We start from the raw sequence: 16186 nt of genomic DNA, 5'->3' as shown, positions 1-16186 counted from the left end.
GGATCGTTAAGCTATGTTTTGAGGTTTAAGATGAATACTCTCAATGAAGTAAGCAGCACTTTAAATGCATCAGAGATACTCTCTCGACAACGCAAAGCTTTTTTAAAAGCTGAACCTCCAACACTTCAACAGCGTAAAGCAAATCTTGCAAAGCTTCGTGCTGCAGTCATTGAATATCGTAGTGAATTACAAGTTGCTGCAAGTGAAGATTTTGGACACCGTTCATATCATGAAACAGATGTCATGGAGCTTGTTGGTATTGTTCAGTCCATCGATTATTTAACGCGTAATTTACGCCGTTTCATGAAGCCAGAAAAGCGTCATGTCAGCTTATTCTATCGCTCGGCTAGTGCTCACATAGAATATCAGCCTAAAGGGGTTATTGGGGTCATGGCTCCTTGGAACTACCCTATTTCTCTTACGCTTATTCCTCTTGCTACAGCGATTGCTGCCGGCAACAGAGCAATGCTTAAACCATCAGAACTCACCCCTCGAACAAGTGAAGTGATTTCACGCATGCTTGCAGCTAACTTTTCTATAGAAGAAGTTGCGGTTGTTTTAGGCGGACCTGAAGTTGGTGCTGAATTTAGTGCACTGCCTTTCGACCATTTATTGTTTACAGGAAGTACACCTGTAGGCCGTAAAGTCATGAAAGCAGCAAGTGATAACCTCGTTCCGCTCACTCTTGAATTAGGTGGTAAAAGTCCAGTCATCGTGGGACGTGGGCATATAAATTCAAGAACTATGACCAGTATTGCCTATGGAAAATTATCCAATGGTGGACAAACCTGCGTTGCTCCAGATTATGCCCTTGTTCATGAAAACGATTTAGAAGCATTTATTCAAGAATACAACGCGACGGTTTCTCGATTCTATCCAAACGGACCCGATTGCGATGATTACACATCAATTGTAAATGAACGGCATTATGCTCGATTGCAAGGTTTGCTTGAAAATGCAAAACAAAATGGTGCACGAGTAATTGAATTAGGAATCAAACCTGAATCTGCAAAAAATCGTACTCGCAAACTTGTACCTACACTTGTTGTGGGAGCAAAAGATGATGATGCAATTATGAGAGAAGAAATCTTTGGCCCAATTCTACCTGTGCGTACCTACCGTGATATTGATGAAGTAATTAACTACATCAATGAACGAGACCGCCCACTCGCCTTATATTATTTTGGTGAAAAAGATGCAGATTGCAAAAAACTGCTACGACGTACCACTTCAGGTAACGTTGGTATTAACAACACCATAATTCATGTGGCACAAGACGATCTACCGTTTGGAGGCATCGGTCCAAGTGGTATGGGTGCTTATCACGGAATTGAAGGTTTCCGTTCTATGAGCCATGCAAAAGGTGTCTTTGATCAGGGCCGCTGGAATTTCCCAAGCTTCTTACATGCTCCTTTTGGAAAATTCATGGAATTAGCACTTGCCATTACTTTAGGTAAGAAAAAAGCTAAATCTTAATTATTTTTCATCCTAAGCGGGATTGAGCATTAAGTCTAAATTCCGCTTATTTAATAAACAATATCTAATAAGGAAACAACTTTATGAAATGTATTACTTTTAACGGTGCTGGCGGTCCTGAAGTTATTACAGTTAGTGAAAGACCTATGCCTGAATTAACAGATGATGGGATATTAATTGAAGTTGTTGCAGCAGGTATTAACGGTCCAGATGTAATGCAACGAAAAGGTTTGTATGCTCCACCGCCTGGTGTGACGGACATTCCTGGACTCGAAGTTTCCGGAATTGTTAAACAAGTGGGCAAGCAAGTCACTAAGTTTAAAGCTGGCGATGAAGTCTGTGCTTTAGTTCCGGGGGGGGGCTATGCTGAATATGTAGTTGCTCATCAAGACAACGTACTCTTTATTCCTGGAGGTCTGACTTTAGTTGAAGGTGGAATTTTACTAGAAACCTTCATGACAATTTGGTCACACCTTTTCCAGCATGCAAAATTTCGCCCAAACAGTTCAATTTTAATACACGGCGGTACTTCTGGAATTGGTACTACTGCAACAATGTTAACTCGAGCTTTTGGAGCAACCCAAATTTTTACAACCGTATCAAGCAAAGAACATCAAGAAGCGAGTTTAAAAATTGGTGCTGATGTAGCCATAAATTATAATGAAGATGACTTTGTTGAAGTTGTAAAAAAACATACTGATGGTAAAGGTGTGGATTTTGTCTTAGATATTATTGCTGGTGATTACATCCAGCGAAATTATGAAGTCGCTGCAATGAACGGCACAATATTGCAAATAGGTGTGCTTAAAGGGCTAGCTGACAAAGTCAATATTTTTCCGATGCTCGCTAAACGCTTAACTCATACAGGCGCAACACTACGCTCTCAATCTGCAGAAGCTAAAGCTGAAGTGATGGCAGCACTTCAAGAAAAGGTATGGCCTTTAATTTCAAAAGGACAGCTAAAACCATTATTGTATAAAACATTCGATCTTGAAGAAGCTCACCAAGCTCATGAGTTCCTAGATCAAGGGCAACATGTAGGTAAGTTAGCTTTAATTATCAAGAAATAAAAACTGAAAAATAAGGCCAGTAAATACTGGTCTTATTTTTGCTTAATCAATTTAACTTAGAACACCTTTTTTACAGACACTGTAAAAGTCGAATCGATTGGATTTGAAACAGGTGCGCCTGCCTCACCATTGCTATACTTTTTATAATAAGCATTTTTATCCCATGCTTTTGTATAAGCTAGTCCTGTAGTCCAGCCATCACCTAAATCTTTAATAAGTTCAGCTTTAACATCCTGAAAGTTTGACTCTGAAAAGTTTTTGATTCTTTCATAGCCATAGTGGGCGCCAAAAGTCCAAGTCTCATTGATAGGCTGTGTAAAATTAAGGTCTAAATAACTTGATCCTCTTGATCGCTTGCCTGCTGGGCCACCCATGGTATTTGAGTTATAACCCGCATAATCTGGTGTGTAGGTAACAAAGTATTTAAGGGTGAAAGGTCCATAACCAATTTGAGGCACAATTTCGCCATAGCTATAGCTGGTACTACCTGTTTCAGGCGTGCTTTCAGCTCCCGGATAATAGTAATAAAAAACTGTCATTCCAGCCGAAAACTTATCGAAAGTTTTTATATAACCTGCATAAAAATCCCACTCAACTGAAGCATCTCTAAGATAGTTAGAACTCACATTCGATGCCCAAGTACCCACAAATAATCCATTTGGATTTGCATAATCTAAACCAATCTGTAAAGCTGGCTTACCCCATGTTTGTTGGAAACCACGTGATATATATTGACTCGCGAAGGTTACATTTGCACTGTATGGAGAAATTTGTTCTTGTTCATTTAATTGTTCAGCATGTACAACACCAGTAGACATAATGAGAGAAGCTAGTCCTAAAATTTTTCTCATTCAATAATTCCTTTTACATATTACCTATAGGTTTAAAGTTTTAAAATAACATGAAAATTCAATCTTAATCGTATTAAAAATTTATAAATTCAAATTTCTAGACACTTCTTCTTGGCTATAGATCTCTTCAATACAATCTAAAATTTTAGGAATATACGAACTTTGGTCCATGTTACGCATAGATAGAGAAATCGGACTATAGGCTTCTAAGTCTAAGATATTTAAGTAAGTTAGATTCTTCATGCCAATATCACAGGCACTTTCCGGAATAATACAAATACCCTCCCCAGATGCCACCAACCCAAGTGCCATATGGATTTCTCGTACTTCGGTGAGTTTGGCTGGAATTAAACCTAACTTGGTAAATAAAGCTTGAATGGTGGTCGAAAAATTCGGCTTAGGCGTAGTTGGATAAGAAAAAATCGTCTCATTAATGATTTGAGATAAGTAAATTCCTGAATCTTGAAATTCACTTAAGGGATGCTTTTTATGAATCGCTAATTTTAATTTTTCTTTTCTGAGTAAAAGTCTCTTAATGGCCGGATCACTAATAGGTAATCGACCAAAACCTAAATCGATTTTGCCTAACTTTAAAGCTTCAACCTGATCTCGTGTTCCACACTCAATAAGCTCGACATGAATGTCAGGATTTTTTTGTCTAAACAGATAAATGACTTGGGGTAACCGCCCGTAAAGCAGTGAGCTAACATAACCTACTTTGACAATGTTATCGACCAGCTTCATTTTTTTGGCCATAGAAGCCGCTTGAGCAGTATGCGTTAGAATCTGCACAGCATGTTGGTAAAAAAACAGGCCTGCTTCTGTCGCTTTTAATGGACGAGAGCCTTTCACAAACAAATCAATCCCTAACTCTTCCTCTAGTTTCTTGATTTGACGTGTTAAAGGAGGCTGGGCAATAAAAAGCTTTTCTGCAGCCTTAGTCAGACTTTGTTCTTCAACAACGGTAACAAAATAACGTAGATGTCTTAATTCCATTAATATACCTTTTTAGTATCTTAAAATACCGTTCTATATCTATTTTAGGCTATTACATTCTTCTATGGTATGTAAACAAGTTTGAAATAGTTGAAACTTCATGTATAGAACCATAGAAACCATACTTGTGGATATTCCAACTATCCGTCCTCACCAGTTATCTGTGACTACGATGCGTACTCAGACTTTGGTGCTCGTTAAAATTACGACCACGGATGGTATTGTCGGTTGGGGTGAAGCGACCACCATTGGTGGATTGAACTATGGTGAAGAAAGTCCTGAAAGTGTCAAAGCCAATATTGATACTTACTTTGCACCATTACTCGCATCAGTTAAAGATTTAAACGTTGCTCAAACATTAAAACTGATTCGTAAAAATATTAATGGTAACCGCTTTGCGAAATGTGCCATTCAGACTGCCCTACTTGATATTCAGGCAAAACGTTTAGGCGTGCCATTAAGCGAAGTTTTAGGTGGCCGTCTACGTAATAGTTTACCTGTACTTTGGACGCTCGCGTCTGGCGACACAGAAAAAGATATTGCTGAAGCTCGAAAAATGATTGAGTTGAAACGTCATAACACGTTCAAACTCAAAATTGGTGCACGCCCTTTGCAACACGATGTTGATCATGTGATTGCAATAAAAAAAGCACTAGGTGCAGAGATTAGTGTACGTGTCGACGTAAATCGTGCATGGTCAGAGCTGGAATGTATTCAAGGTATTCAACAGCTGCAAGATGGCGGAATTGATTTAATTGAACAACCTTGCGCTATTCAAAATACTGAAGCACTTGCTCGTTTAACACATCGTTTTGATGTCGCAATCATGGCGGATGAAGCTTTAACTGGGCCAGACAGCGCATACCGTATTGCAAAAAGCCATGGGGCTGACGTATTTGCGGTAAAAATTGAACAATCTGGTGGTCTGATCGAAGCATGTGAAGTGGCCAAGGTTGCAGGTTTGGCTGGAATTGATCTTTATGGCGGCACCATGCTTGAAGGCCCTGTAGGTAGCATTGCTTCTGCTCATGCATTTGCGACCTTTGAAACATTAGCCTTTGGCACTGAATTATTTGGTCCGTTATTACTTACTGAAGAAATTTTGAAAGAACCGCTACGCTACGAGAACTTTGAATTGCATTTGCCAACGGCTCCGGGCCTAGGCATTGAAATTGATGAAGATAAAGTTGAGAAGTTACGTCGTTAAGGCAACAGGATAAGGAGTTTCCCATGTTATTTCATGTACGTATGGATGTGCATATTCCACTTGATATGCCAGCCGACAAAGCAAATGAAATTAAGGCCGTTGAAAAAGCCTATTCGCAAGACTTACAACGCCAAGGTAAATGGCGTCACATCTGGCGAGTTACAGGCCAGTATTCAAACATCAGTATTTTTGATGTAGAGAGCAATGAAGAGTTGCACAATATTTTACAGGGATTACCTCTCTATCCTTACATGAACATCGAAGTGATGGCACTTAATCGTCACCCTTCATCTGTTCGTGATGATGATTCGTAATTTAAGAAAATAGTTTGAGTGTGTGGTCTGAAAAGCACATTCAAAAACTAAATACATTTATTCAGAAGGTAACAAGGAACGTGGCAGCAATATTCGCTAGCAAAATAAAATGCCAGCACCACTGCCACCCAAAACCGTATTGCATACTTAAGGAGTTTTAGTATGAACCGTCAACAAATTGATGCGCTTGTAAAACAAATGAATGTCGACACTGCAAAAGGCGAAGTCGATGCACGTGTTCAGCAAATTGTAGTGCGCCTTCTCGGAGATTTATTTCAAGCCATCGAAGATTTAGACATCCAGCCTTCAGAAGTATGGAAAGGTCTGGAATATTTCACAGATGCAGGTCAAGCCAATGAACTTGGACTTTTAGCAGCTGGCTTAGGTTTAGAACACTATCTTGATTTACGTGCAGATGAAGCAGATGCAAAAGCAGGCGTTACTGCTGGCACACCTCGTACCATCGAAGGCCCACTTTATGTCGCTGGTGCACCTGAAACTGTTGGTTTTGCACGTATGGATGATGGTACTGAAACAGGCAAAATCGATACCTTAATTATTGAAGGTACGGTAACCGATACTGATGGCAATATCATTGAAAATGCCAAAGTTGAAGTATGGCATGCCAACAGTTTGGGTAATTACTCATTCTTTGATAAGTCTCAATCTGACTTCAACCTACGCCGTAGTATTTTGACTGATGCTGATGGTAAATATGTTGCATTAACTACGATGCCAGTTGGCTACGGTTGCCCTCCAGAAGGTACAACTCAGGCCCTTCTTAACAAGTTAGGCCGTCATGGTAACCGTCCATCTCACGTTCACTACTTCGTGTCTGCGCCAGGTTTCCGCAAGCTTACAACTCAATTCAATATTGAGGGTGATGAGTACTTATGGGATGACTTTGCTTTCGCAACTCGTGACGGTTTAGTTGCAACAGCAGTTGATGTAACTGACCCATCTGAAATACAACGCCGTGGTTTAGATCACGCTTTCAAACACATCACATTTAACATCGAACTTGTAAAAGATGCCGCTGCTGCACCTTCAACTGAAGTTGAACGTCGTCGCGCTAGTGCTTAATTGAAAGTGTATGTGAGTTAAAAGTTCGCTTTTGACTCACAAAACTTATTCCATATATTACTACCCTTAAGAATTTAGATAAATTTTTAGCGGTAGTAATACATCACGTTACCTCATGCTCTAAGGTTTCTCACATGATTGACAAAAGTAAGTCCTCTCTTAGCGAGGTTCTATCACAGATTAAAGATGGAGCAACCATCCTGATTGGTGGTTTTGGTACCGCAGGACAACCCGCTGAACTCATTGACGGACTGATTGAACTGGGTGTTAAAGGCCTAACCATTGTCAGTAACAATGCCGGTAATGGCGATTACGGTCTGGCTAAACTGCTTAAGGCTGGTTCAGTTAAAAAAGTCATCTGTTCTTTCCCACGTCAGTCAGACTCTTATGTGTTTGATGAACTATACCGTGCCGGAAAGGTCGAGCTTGAAGTGGTACCGCAAGGTAATCTGGCTTGCCGTATTCAGGCAGCGGGTATGGGACTTGGGGCCGTGTTTACCCCAACAGGCTTTGGAACACTTCTAGCTGAAGGTAAAGAAACTCGCCAGATCGATGGTAAAGACTACGTACTCGAATATCCAATTAAAGCAGATTTCGCACTCATTAAAGCCTACAAAGGCGACCGCTGGGGCAATCTGGTTTACCGTAAATCTGCCCGTAACTTTGGTCCGATCATGGCCATGGCGGCTGATGTCACGATTGTTCAGGTCTCTGAGGTAGTTGAGTTAGGTGGATTAGATCCAGAGCACATCATTACCCCAGGTATTTTTGTACAGCATGTTGTTCAAGTACAGCCCGCACAATAAGCAATAAGGAGAAATAACATGAGCTACCAGAAACTCAGCCGTGACCAGATTGCAAAACGTGTGGCACAAGATATTCCAGATGGCGCCTATGTAAACCTAGGCATTGGCTTACCAACCAAGATCGCGAGCTACCTACCTAACGATAAAGATATTTTCCTTCATTCTGAAAATGGTCTGTTGGCTTTTGGCCCACCGCCAGCGGCAGGTGAAGAAGACCCTGAACTGATTAATGCGGGTAAAGAATTTGTGACCATGCTTGAAGGTGGCAGCTTTTTCCATCATGGCGACTCATTTGCCATGATGCGTGGTGGTCATCTTGATATTGCTGTACTGGGTGCTTTTCAGATTGCAGCGAATGGTGACTTGGCGAACTGGCATACCGGTGCGCCAAATGCGATTCCTGCTGTAGGTGGTGCGATGGATTTGGCTGTGGGTGCCAAGAAAGTATTTATCACCACGGACCACGTGACCAAGCAAGGTGAACCGAAGATTGTAGCTGAACTGAGCTATCCGGTTACGGGTAAACACTGTGTTGACCGTATTTACACCGACCTATGTGTGATTGATGTGACTACCGATGGTTTAAAGGTGATTGAGAAAGTAGAAGGTCTTAGCTTTGAAGAGTTACAGGCTTTGACTGGTGCAACTTTGATTGATGCCACGAATTAAGTTTGTAAATGATCTAATCGCTACATTTAATAAATAGCATCACGGCCTTGAATTACATTGATATTCAAAAGCCTTTTGTATAGGCAATACCTTACTTTTCAAAGATGAAAAGTAACAAAAATCTATGTTGAACAGAGGAGGCTTCCTTGCCTCCCTGTCCAACGGGTGACATCCATGTCACCTGTCACGATAGCAAACTGCTAGTGGATACGAGGTGGCGACATGGATGTCGCCTCGTTGCTCAGCACAACAGGGATGTTGTGTCTGAGTAACAAAGGGTTTTGTCACTTTTGCCCTGTCAAAAGTGAGGCATTGCCTATGCAAAGGAAGAATGGATAAACCCATCATTTGTGGCAGTGACAGAAACAGATTTCAAAATGGAAATGTAAGAATGAAAAACGCTTATATCATCGATGCCATCCGTACTCCATTTGGCCGTTATGCCGGTGGTCTTGCACCTGTTCGTGCCGATGACCTTGGTGCTTTACCGATTAAAGCTTTAATCCAGCGTAACCCAAATGTGAATTGGGAACAGGTCGATGATGTGATCTATGGCTGTGCTAACCAAGCCGGTGAAGACAACCGTAATGTTGGCCGTATGTCAGCACTGCTTGCTGGTTTACCGTATCAGGTGCCTGCGACCACTATTAACCGTTTGTGTGGTTCATCACTCGATGCGATTGCCATGGCTGCCCGTGCTATTAAAGCAGGTGAAGCGAATTTGGTGATTGCTGGTGGTGTGGAAAGCATGAGCCGTGCACCCTATGTGATGGGTAAGTCAGACAGTGCTTTTGGCCGTAGCCAGAAGATTGAAGACACCACCATGGGCTGGCGTTTCATTAACCCAAAACTTAAAGAATTGTATGGTGTAGATACCATGCCCCAGACTGCCGAGAACGTGGCTGAACAGTTTAACGTGAATCGTGCAGATCAGGACCAGTTTGCCTTGGTGAGCCAACAACGCACCGCAAGCGCGCAAGCCAAAGGCTTTTTTTCTAAAGAAATCGTGGCAGTTGAAATCCCTCAGCGTAAGGGTGATGCGGTTGTGATTGACACCGATGAACATCCACGTGCATCGACTACTCTTGAAGCTTTAAGTAAGCTTAAACCAGTTGTAAAAGCAGATGGCACAGTCACTGCGGGTAATGCTTCGGGCATTAACGATGGTGCAGCAGCACTACTGATTGCTTCTGATGATGCAGTTCAGGCCTACAACCTAAAACCGCGTGCCAAGATCATTGCTTCAACAGCGGTAGGTGTAGAACCACGCATTATGGGTTTTGCTCCAGCACCTGCAATCAAAAAGCTTCTTAAACAAGCCAATCTGACTTTAGATCAGATGGATGTGATTGAGCTGAATGAAGCTTTTGCTGCGCAAGCATTAGCAGTGACTCGTGATTTAGGTTTGCCAGATGATTCTGACAAGGTCAATCCAAACGGTGGTGCAATTGCATTGGGCCATCCGTTAGGTGCTTCAGGTGCACGCCTAGTGACCACAGCCTTAAACCAGCTTGAGCAAACAGGCGGTCGTTATGCCTTGTGTTCAATGTGTATTGGTGTAGGCCAAGGTATTGCACTTATTATTGAACGTGTTGAAGCACTTTAAGGAGAAACAAATGCCATCTTTTCAATCTGCCGATGCACAAATTAACTATCAAACTTTTGGCGAACCGTCTTCCCCTGCTTTGGTGTTTTCCAACTCTTTGGGCACCAACTATGGCATGTGGCAAAAACAGTTTAACGAGTTAAAAGATCATTCTTTTGTGATCTGCTATGACACCCGTGGTCACGGTTCATCATCTACGCCTAACGGCGCATACACTGTAGAGCAATTAGGTGAAGATGTTGTTCGATTACTGGACCATCTAAATATTACTAAAGCTGCTTTTTGTGGTATTTCAATGGGCGGTTTAACCGGTCAATGGCTTGCGATTCACTACCCTGACCGTTTTAGTCATGTCGTTGTAGCAAATACTGCCGCTAAAATTGGGCAAGAACAGGCATGGCTTGACCGTGCAAAATTAGTACGTGAGCAAGGTTTACAACCGATCGCAGCCACAGCAGCTTCGCGATGGTTTACAGATCCCTTTATCCAAAGTCACGCTTCAATTGTCAACAACCTGTGTAACGACTTAAGTGCTGGCAGCGCAATGGGTTATGCCAATTGTTGTGAGGCTTTGGCTAAAGCGGATGTCCGTGAGCAGTTAAAAGACATCAAAGTTCCAGTATTAGTAATTGCTGGAACTCAAGACCCTGTAACAACCCTTGCAGATGGCCAATTTATGCAGCAACGCATTCCACAATCAAAACTTGCAGAAATAGATGCCTCTCATATTTCCAATGTCGAGCAGCCAGAAGCTTTTAATAAAATTCTAAAGGATTTTTTATTAGGTTAATTTTAATGGCTCAAAAGAAATGGCCTATAACGGCCATTTTTTATATCTGCATTTAGTTTTTAAAATTAATACCGAATCATGACCGATTTTAATTCAGTGTAATCTTCAATAAATGCATCTGAAAACTCTCTGCCAATTCCTGAAGCTTTCACCCCGCCAAATGGAACTGATGGGTCTAAGAAAGTATGCATATTGACCCACAAGGTCCCTGCTTCAATTTTAGGAATTAAACGTAAGGCTTTAGACAAATCATTTGTCCAAATACTTGCGGTTAAACCAAAACGAGATTGATTCATGAGCTGAATAAGCTCTTCATCAGTTTCGAATGGCATTACCCCAACCACTGGACCAAAAGTTTCCTCTGAAAATAAAGGATCATCCGTATTTTTGAAGGAAATTAAAGTCGGCTGTACAAAATATCCTGTCTGATCTAGAGCCTCACCCCCTGCAATAATCTGGTTGTTGGCTTTAGCCATGTCTAAATAATGTTTCACTTTATTAAAATGTGGCTGATTAGAGAGTGGACCAAACATACTTCCTTCATCCATAGCCGATCCAATTTTGAAACCAGAGAGTGCTTTGGATAGCTTTTCGACTAGTTCATCATATTTTGTGTGGTGTACAAAAAACCGCTCTGGAGATGCGCAAACTTGACCTTGATGCACAAAAGTTGCTTGCAACAAAGTTGGTAAAATCTCATCGATATTTGCATCAGCCAAAACGGCTATGGCATTTTTACCACCCAACTCCAGACTGACACGAGTTAAATCACTGCTCATCGCGAGCTTACCAATGGCGATACCTGTTGGTACTGAACCTGTAAATGAGACTTTCTTAACTAACGGCGATTCGATTAAATATTGTCCTGTATCACCCTTACCCGTAACCACATTAATCACCCCAGCTGGAATACCTGCTTCAATTGCAAGTTCGGCTAAACGTAATAAAGATAAACTGGCAAACTCACTTGGTTTAAGCACAATGGTACAGCCAGTTGTTAAAGCTGACCCAATTTTCCAAACACCAATCATCAGTGAAAAATTCCAAGGCACAATACCTGCGACTACACCAATCGGCTGTCTTAAAGTAAAGGCTGTATATTTTTCACCTTGCATTGATGGAATAGAAGGTTGCATGGTTTGACCATTAATTTTGGTTGCCCACCCTGCAAAATATCTTAAGAAAATAACAGATTGTGCTACTTCAAGATGACGAGAAATATTAATGAGTTTTCCGGTAGACAACGACTCGAGCTGGGCAAGCTCTTCACCATATTGCTCAATTAAATCTGCTAACTTGTTTAGTTTAACACCACGTTCATACGGCGTAGTCTCGGCCCAAGCATTTTGAAAAGCATGTTCAGCACTTTTCACGGCGCTTTCGACATCTTGTTGACTACCAATACTAATTTGAGCAACAACCTGTTCAGTCGATGGATTTACAATATCCACTTTATCTAAAAGCTCGGCATCAACTAACTTTCCATCAATAAAATGCCCATGTTGACGCGCCATAAATTGCTGTACGCTTGCTAAAATTTGAACTTCACTCATTTTTATTTCTCTCAATTCATTTAAAAGGATCTATTAATAGATGTATTGCAAAATTAACTGTGCATACACATTGGTTTTGTCATCGTAGTTTTGAGTGCCGCCACTCTGGATATCCTGTTTAGGCTTATAGAGTCCAACCAACGGAATAACGTTAAGTTTTTTATTAACAGACCAAACCGAGAACACATCCAGCTCATGTCCATCCACATTGTTTAAAGATTTATTGACTGTTTTGAACTTATAGGCCAATGCACCTAACATAAAGTTTTCTTTTAAGTTCATCATGTAAGAAACTTGATGGATATCTGCATTCTTATTAAATGGGCCAGCATAATTTCCGGCAACTTCGCCCTGAAACCATGTGCCAAAACCGACCGTATTCCCATAAAACATGGGATCGTATTGGTCTGAAAAATGGCTAAAACGGTAACCTAATGAAGGCGTATATTTTGAAGATAAAAAGTTATAGTTCAGTCCTACGTAACCGGCATTTTCTTGGCCATCTTTTTTATCTTGCACAACAAACTCAGACTTAACTTGTAACTCAGGTAAAGGTTGATAATTCAAACGCAAAGCATAATTTTTAAGGTCTTGTCGTCCTGAAACGTGCTCAGCATCTTCAAGGTCTAATACATTTAAGTAAGTAAACCCAACGCCCTTATCTTTAAGCTGATACATCAGATCAGTTACAAAGAGTTCAGATGAAAATTGTGCCTTATTATTCGATTTTAAATAAGCCAGTTTTAGCGTTGTATTCTCTTGCGGTTTGTATTGAAGCAGACTGGTAAAATCAAAACTTCGACGCGCTGCCAGATAATATGCCCCGCCTCGGTCTAATGCCCCATCTGCTGGCGGTTTACCAAGATTTAATGCATCACCCGCAATGAAAAAACCGTCACCAATCATAATGTTTTGTCGACCAATACTTAAATCATAGGTCGTCAACTCATCTTTATTGGTACCGTCTTTAAAACCAATGATCCATTCATTCACATCTGTTTTGTGTTCTTTGCCATTACTATTTTGGCCTGCATCACCGTCACCAAATGTTGCCGAGCTAATACCACTCAAGCTTGCATAGAGCTGATTGTTCTTAAAGGTATATTGACCTTTAGCACCATATTTAAGATGGCCTTCTTGCCAATTGATTCTTTCATCATCTAGGTTTTCGCCGTTATAGCTTTTACCGCTGCTAAAAGCCCCAAAAGTTGCTTCAAAAGTCGGTTTAATTTCAAGCTCACCAGCATGTACAGTTGAAAAAAATGAGACAAAGAGAGTCCCTCTCATCACTTGAGAAAGTAGAGTTTTCATACAAAATTCCTTTTTGCGAACGGCCTATCAGCGCTCATGAATGGGTAACTTATTCGTTACCCATTCTGGCTCATGCACATTTTTAGTGATGGTCGTGCTGCGTGTTTTGCTCTTCTTCACCCAAGTTTAAAGTCGGGGTGTTGTCAAAGAAGTTCCAAGGTTTGATGAGTGTATTGACCCACTCTGTAGGCATGATTGGCCATTCTTCTGCACGTGCCACATGGGTTGTGCCTGTTGTCATCCAGACCACGAGGTCTTTATTTTCAATATTTTCGTTGTTGCCAATGAATTGTCCTAACCCCGTATCGTGAGTGGAACGGTTTGAATATTTACCTTCAGGATAGCGCTCGTCTGGATTGTACTGAGTCACCCAAATTTGTTTATCCATAAAGTTCAAACGTTTAAATAACCATTCGTCTTTAGAAAAATTAGCACCTTTCGCAACAGGGTGTGTTCCACCCGCAAACGGAATAAGTTGGTAAGAAACCGGATTACCTAATTTATTTTCCTTGTTGAAGTTTGTGAGTAAGCGAATAGTTGATGGATCAAATTTTTCAGCCGCATTTTGCTCATTGGTAATGACTTTACTGTCAATTTGCATAGAACTTGTACGCACACCACCTTTTTCATTGGCTTTCACCACAGGGTCCATATGCATAAAGCTATTATTTTCTCCATCTACATCCATATCTAAACGGAAGTTATAAATGTGTTGATGCGTTGTACCCACAATATTATGGTCAATTAAAGTTCCATATTTAGTGTCTTCTTTAGCGGTACTGTCATGCATAGTGCGTGATTTAACACCTTTAACCGCTTCAATACCCGTTGCACCCGCATTAATTCCAATTACACCATTTTGGGCAAATACCCAATCAAACATGTAATCGTAGTTTCCAACCGTACTAATCCAGCGCACAACAAGTTCACGGCGCGCTTCACTGGCATCTTGGTTACCAAAAATTTCGTGATGTTTATATTCAGGTCCAGCATAACGTTCAAATACAGCAATGGCATTTGGAATTACTTGAGGCTGGCCTTTGTAGTCTGCAATCACAGCATCAAGTAAAACAGCATTGTCGGGTGCATCTGTCCCCGCTAGAATAGATGAGGTAAGTGTACCCATCCCATATTCGCCAGAGTCCAAATAAGATTTGAAGTACCAGCCAATATCAGGGTCGCCATATGGAACCACCATTCCACCCAAGTTACCTTCATACATGACTTTACGCTTAACGCCCTTATCTTTGTAAGTCACTGTTGAAAGCTGTAAGCCAACACGAGAATCTAACGCCACATGGAAACACCAGTTACCCCAGTGTACGGTTTGACCGGTAATGGTAAAGTTCTTACCCTCTGGTTCAGTAATATTGAGTGGTTTCGTCTTGCTTGGGACAGGCTTATCTAACATATAAGGTCGATTTGCCATTGGCACAGGAATGATCGCGCCTTCTTCAATCTTAATAATTTTTTCTTTATCTAAATCAACGACAGCAACTAGATTTTCAATTGGATGTGCCCAATAGTTACCATCTCCAGTGTCAAGGTAAGCGACGACTTTTAATATATTGAGTTGTTTATCAAGTCCATCTTTACCACCAAAATATCCAACGGTCAGTGGTGTAGCAATTACTTTCTTCACATCTGTGATGCCGCGTTTGCGTAAAGCGTCTTGATACTCTTTACTTGTCTCAATTACACGCTGTACAGCCTCAAAATTATCCAGAAGCACCATTCCATGTGTGTCTTTTTGGACATTCCATTTGGTGACTTGTTGAGTGTTAAGATTAACTTCACCTTCAATCGCCTGATTGCCTTTTAACAAAATAAATGAGGCAATACGATCTTCCTTAAATTCTTTGTGATTAATAAAATAATCCCAAACTTTAGCTTTTTCTGGTTCTTTAAGCTTTAACTCGGCAAAACGCATATTTTTATAGGCATATTTCGAGCGGTTAATGACATCAAATGTCTTTTTAATTTCGTCAGAATTTAAACTATTGAGAGGATGAAAGGTATTTTCAATTTTGAAAGTTTGATCTAAACCAGACTGAAATACTTCATTAAAAAAGTCTTTTCCAATAACAGGTTTACCATCTTTAATTAGTAAAGGCACACTGAGCTTGAAAGGTTTGCCATCCACCAAAACCTGATCTGAATTGGGTTTGGCTCTAACCACCATAGAACCCTTGGTAATCATATAAGTATTGGTAAAATCATCTTTTACAACTTTGGCGCCCTGCTCACTCATGTTTTGATAAAGTGACACCAGTTCGGCCTTTTCACCATGAGCATAAGCTTGAGTATTTAATCCCCAAAAGCTAGCAGCTATTGATAAGTTAAGTGCCAATATTTTTTGTATGTCATTCAATAATCGTTGTTTACGCATTGGTTTCATCCTTTTCATCTATCCCTGAACTATCTGAATCAGACAGTTAAAATGCACTTTCTTGT

General features: G+C 40.8%; 14 protein-coding genes. 9 read left to right on the top strand and 5 right to left on the bottom strand.

The genetic code is table 11. The annotated features are described in order from the left end of the window. The first annotated feature begins 30 nt into the window (after positions 1-30). Both AC07M3_RS00240 and AC07M3_RS00235 read left to right on the top strand, forming a co-directional pair. Positions 31-1476 (top strand): coniferyl aldehyde dehydrogenase, encoded by a 1446-nt coding sequence (locus tag AC07M3_RS00240; RefSeq protein ID WP_494566142.1) that lies wholly within the window; start codon positions 31-33, stop codon positions 1474-1476. Positions 1477-1559: 83 nt separating this feature from the next. Further along, positions 1560-2546 (top strand): NAD(P)H-quinone oxidoreductase, encoded by a 987-nt coding sequence (locus tag AC07M3_RS00235; protein WP_494566141.1) that lies wholly within the window; start codon positions 1560-1562, stop codon positions 2544-2546. A gap of 56 nt (positions 2547-2602) precedes the next feature. Here the strand turns inward: AC07M3_RS00235 and AC07M3_RS00230 are convergent, their stop codons facing one another. Together AC07M3_RS00230 and AC07M3_RS00225 are read right to left on the bottom strand one after the other, a co-directional pair. Next, positions 2603-3397: a TorF family putative porin gene (locus tag AC07M3_RS00230; RefSeq protein ID WP_494566140.1), complete on the bottom strand. Its 795-nt coding sequence runs from the start codon at positions 3395-3397 to the stop codon at positions 2603-2605. 81 nt (positions 3398-3478) lie between these two features. After that, a complete protein-coding gene (locus AC07M3_RS00225; RefSeq protein WP_005040228.1) occupies positions 3479-4393 on the bottom strand; it encodes a LysR family transcriptional regulator in 915 nt (304 codons plus the stop codon). 100 nt (positions 4394-4493) lie between these two features. On the opposite strand from AC07M3_RS00225, the gene AC07M3_RS00220 reads away from it, so the two are divergent. The 7 genes from AC07M3_RS00220 to pcaD all read left to right on the top strand — a co-directional run bounded on the left by AC07M3_RS00220 (position 4494) and on the right by pcaD (position 10868). Then, complete coding sequence (locus AC07M3_RS00220) at positions 4494-5600, top strand: muconate/chloromuconate family cycloisomerase (RefSeq protein ID WP_494566139.1); 1107 nt, start codon at positions 4494-4496, stop codon at positions 5598-5600. A gap of 23 nt (positions 5601-5623) precedes the next feature. Continuing rightward, positions 5624-5914, top strand: coding sequence for a muconolactone Delta-isomerase (gene catC / locus AC07M3_RS00215; protein ID WP_003651954.1), 291 nt, complete (start codon positions 5624-5626; stop codon positions 5912-5914). A gap of 162 nt (positions 5915-6076) precedes the next feature. Further along, complete coding sequence (catA, locus tag AC07M3_RS00210) at positions 6077-6997, top strand: catechol 1,2-dioxygenase (RefSeq protein WP_494566138.1); 921 nt, start codon at positions 6077-6079, stop codon at positions 6995-6997. A 134-nt stretch (positions 6998-7131) separates the two neighbouring features. Further along, on the top strand, positions 7132-7803 hold the full coding sequence (locus tag AC07M3_RS00205; protein ID WP_045431259.1) for a 3-oxoacid CoA-transferase subunit A: 672 nt from the start codon (positions 7132-7134) through the stop codon (positions 7801-7803). Between the two features lie 18 nt (positions 7804-7821). Then, the gene (locus tag AC07M3_RS00200; protein ID WP_494566137.1) at positions 7822-8472 is read left to right on the top strand and encodes a 3-oxoacid CoA-transferase subunit B; all 651 of its coding nucleotides are present in this window, start codon (positions 7822-7824) and stop codon (positions 8470-8472) included. A 391-nt stretch (positions 8473-8863) separates the two neighbouring features. Further along, on the top strand, positions 8864-10078 hold the full coding sequence (gene pcaF / locus AC07M3_RS00195) for a 3-oxoadipyl-CoA thiolase (RefSeq protein WP_494599129.1): 1215 nt from the start codon (positions 8864-8866) through the stop codon (positions 10076-10078). A 10-nt stretch (positions 10079-10088) separates the two neighbouring features. Further along, complete coding sequence (gene pcaD, locus AC07M3_RS00190) at positions 10089-10868, top strand: 3-oxoadipate enol-lactonase (protein ID WP_494566135.1); 780 nt, start codon at positions 10089-10091, stop codon at positions 10866-10868. 65 nt (positions 10869-10933) lie between these two features. Here the strand turns inward: pcaD and AC07M3_RS00185 are convergent, their stop codons facing one another. The 3 genes from AC07M3_RS00185 to tynA all read right to left on the bottom strand — a co-directional run bounded on the left by AC07M3_RS00185 (position 10934) and on the right by tynA (position 16130). Then, positions 10934-12421 (bottom strand): NAD-dependent phenylacetaldehyde dehydrogenase, encoded by a 1488-nt coding sequence (locus tag AC07M3_RS00185; protein WP_494566134.1) that lies wholly within the window; start codon positions 12419-12421, stop codon positions 10934-10936. Between the two features lie 33 nt (positions 12422-12454). Beyond that, a complete protein-coding gene (locus AC07M3_RS00180) occupies positions 12455-13732 on the bottom strand; it encodes a hypothetical protein (RefSeq protein ID WP_494566133.1) in 1278 nt (425 codons plus the stop codon). Positions 13733-13814: 82 nt separating this feature from the next. Continuing rightward, positions 13815-16130 (bottom strand): primary-amine oxidase, encoded by a 2316-nt coding sequence (gene tynA / locus AC07M3_RS00175; RefSeq protein WP_494566132.1) that lies wholly within the window; start codon positions 16128-16130, stop codon positions 13815-13817. Between the last annotated feature and the right edge of the window lie 56 nt (positions 16131-16186).

The sequence above is a fragment of the Acinetobacter sp. GW821-FHT09D10 genome (assembly GCF_059416285.1).
Note: the sequence above shows the minus strand (reverse complement) of the source record. Positions and strands in the feature narration are given on the sequence as shown.

What these genes read in the sequence shown, in the direction of transcription:
- AC07M3_RS00220 (WP_494566139.1), top strand. Translation starts at nt 4,494, where the DNA reads ATGTATAGAACCATAGAAACCATACTTGTGGATATTCCAACTATCCGT.
- AC07M3_RS00180 (WP_494566133.1), bottom strand. Translation starts at nt 13,732, where the DNA reads ATGAAAACTCTACTTTCTCAAGTGATGAGAGGGACTCTCTTTGTCTCA.
- AC07M3_RS00225 (WP_005040228.1), bottom strand. Translation starts at nt 4,393, where the DNA reads ATGGAATTAAGACATCTACGTTATTTTGTTACCGTTGTTGAAGAACAA.
- AC07M3_RS00240 (WP_494566142.1), top strand. Translation starts at nt 31, where the DNA reads ATGAATACTCTCAATGAAGTAAGCAGCACTTTAAATGCATCAGAGATA.
- pcaF (WP_494599129.1), top strand. Translation starts at nt 8,864, where the DNA reads ATGAAAAACGCTTATATCATCGATGCCATCCGTACTCCATTTGGCCGT.
- AC07M3_RS00235 (WP_494566141.1), top strand. Translation starts at nt 1,560, where the DNA reads ATGAAATGTATTACTTTTAACGGTGCTGGCGGTCCTGAAGTTATTACA.
- catA (WP_494566138.1), top strand. Translation starts at nt 6,077, where the DNA reads ATGAACCGTCAACAAATTGATGCGCTTGTAAAACAAATGAATGTCGAC.
- pcaD (WP_494566135.1), top strand. Translation starts at nt 10,089, where the DNA reads ATGCCATCTTTTCAATCTGCCGATGCACAAATTAACTATCAAACTTTT.
- tynA (WP_494566132.1), bottom strand. Translation starts at nt 16,130, where the DNA reads ATGAAACCAATGCGTAAACAACGATTATTGAATGACATACAAAAAATA.
- AC07M3_RS00205 (WP_045431259.1), top strand. Translation starts at nt 7,132, where the DNA reads ATGATTGACAAAAGTAAGTCCTCTCTTAGCGAGGTTCTATCACAGATT.
- AC07M3_RS00185 (WP_494566134.1), bottom strand. Translation starts at nt 12,421, where the DNA reads ATGAGTGAAGTTCAAATTTTAGCAAGCGTACAGCAATTTATGGCGCGT.
- catC (WP_003651954.1), top strand. Translation starts at nt 5,624, where the DNA reads ATGTTATTTCATGTACGTATGGATGTGCATATTCCACTTGATATGCCA.
- AC07M3_RS00230 (WP_494566140.1), bottom strand. Translation starts at nt 3,397, where the DNA reads ATGAGAAAAATTTTAGGACTAGCTTCTCTCATTATGTCTACTGGTGTT.
- AC07M3_RS00200 (WP_494566137.1), top strand. Translation starts at nt 7,822, where the DNA reads ATGAGCTACCAGAAACTCAGCCGTGACCAGATTGCAAAACGTGTGGCA.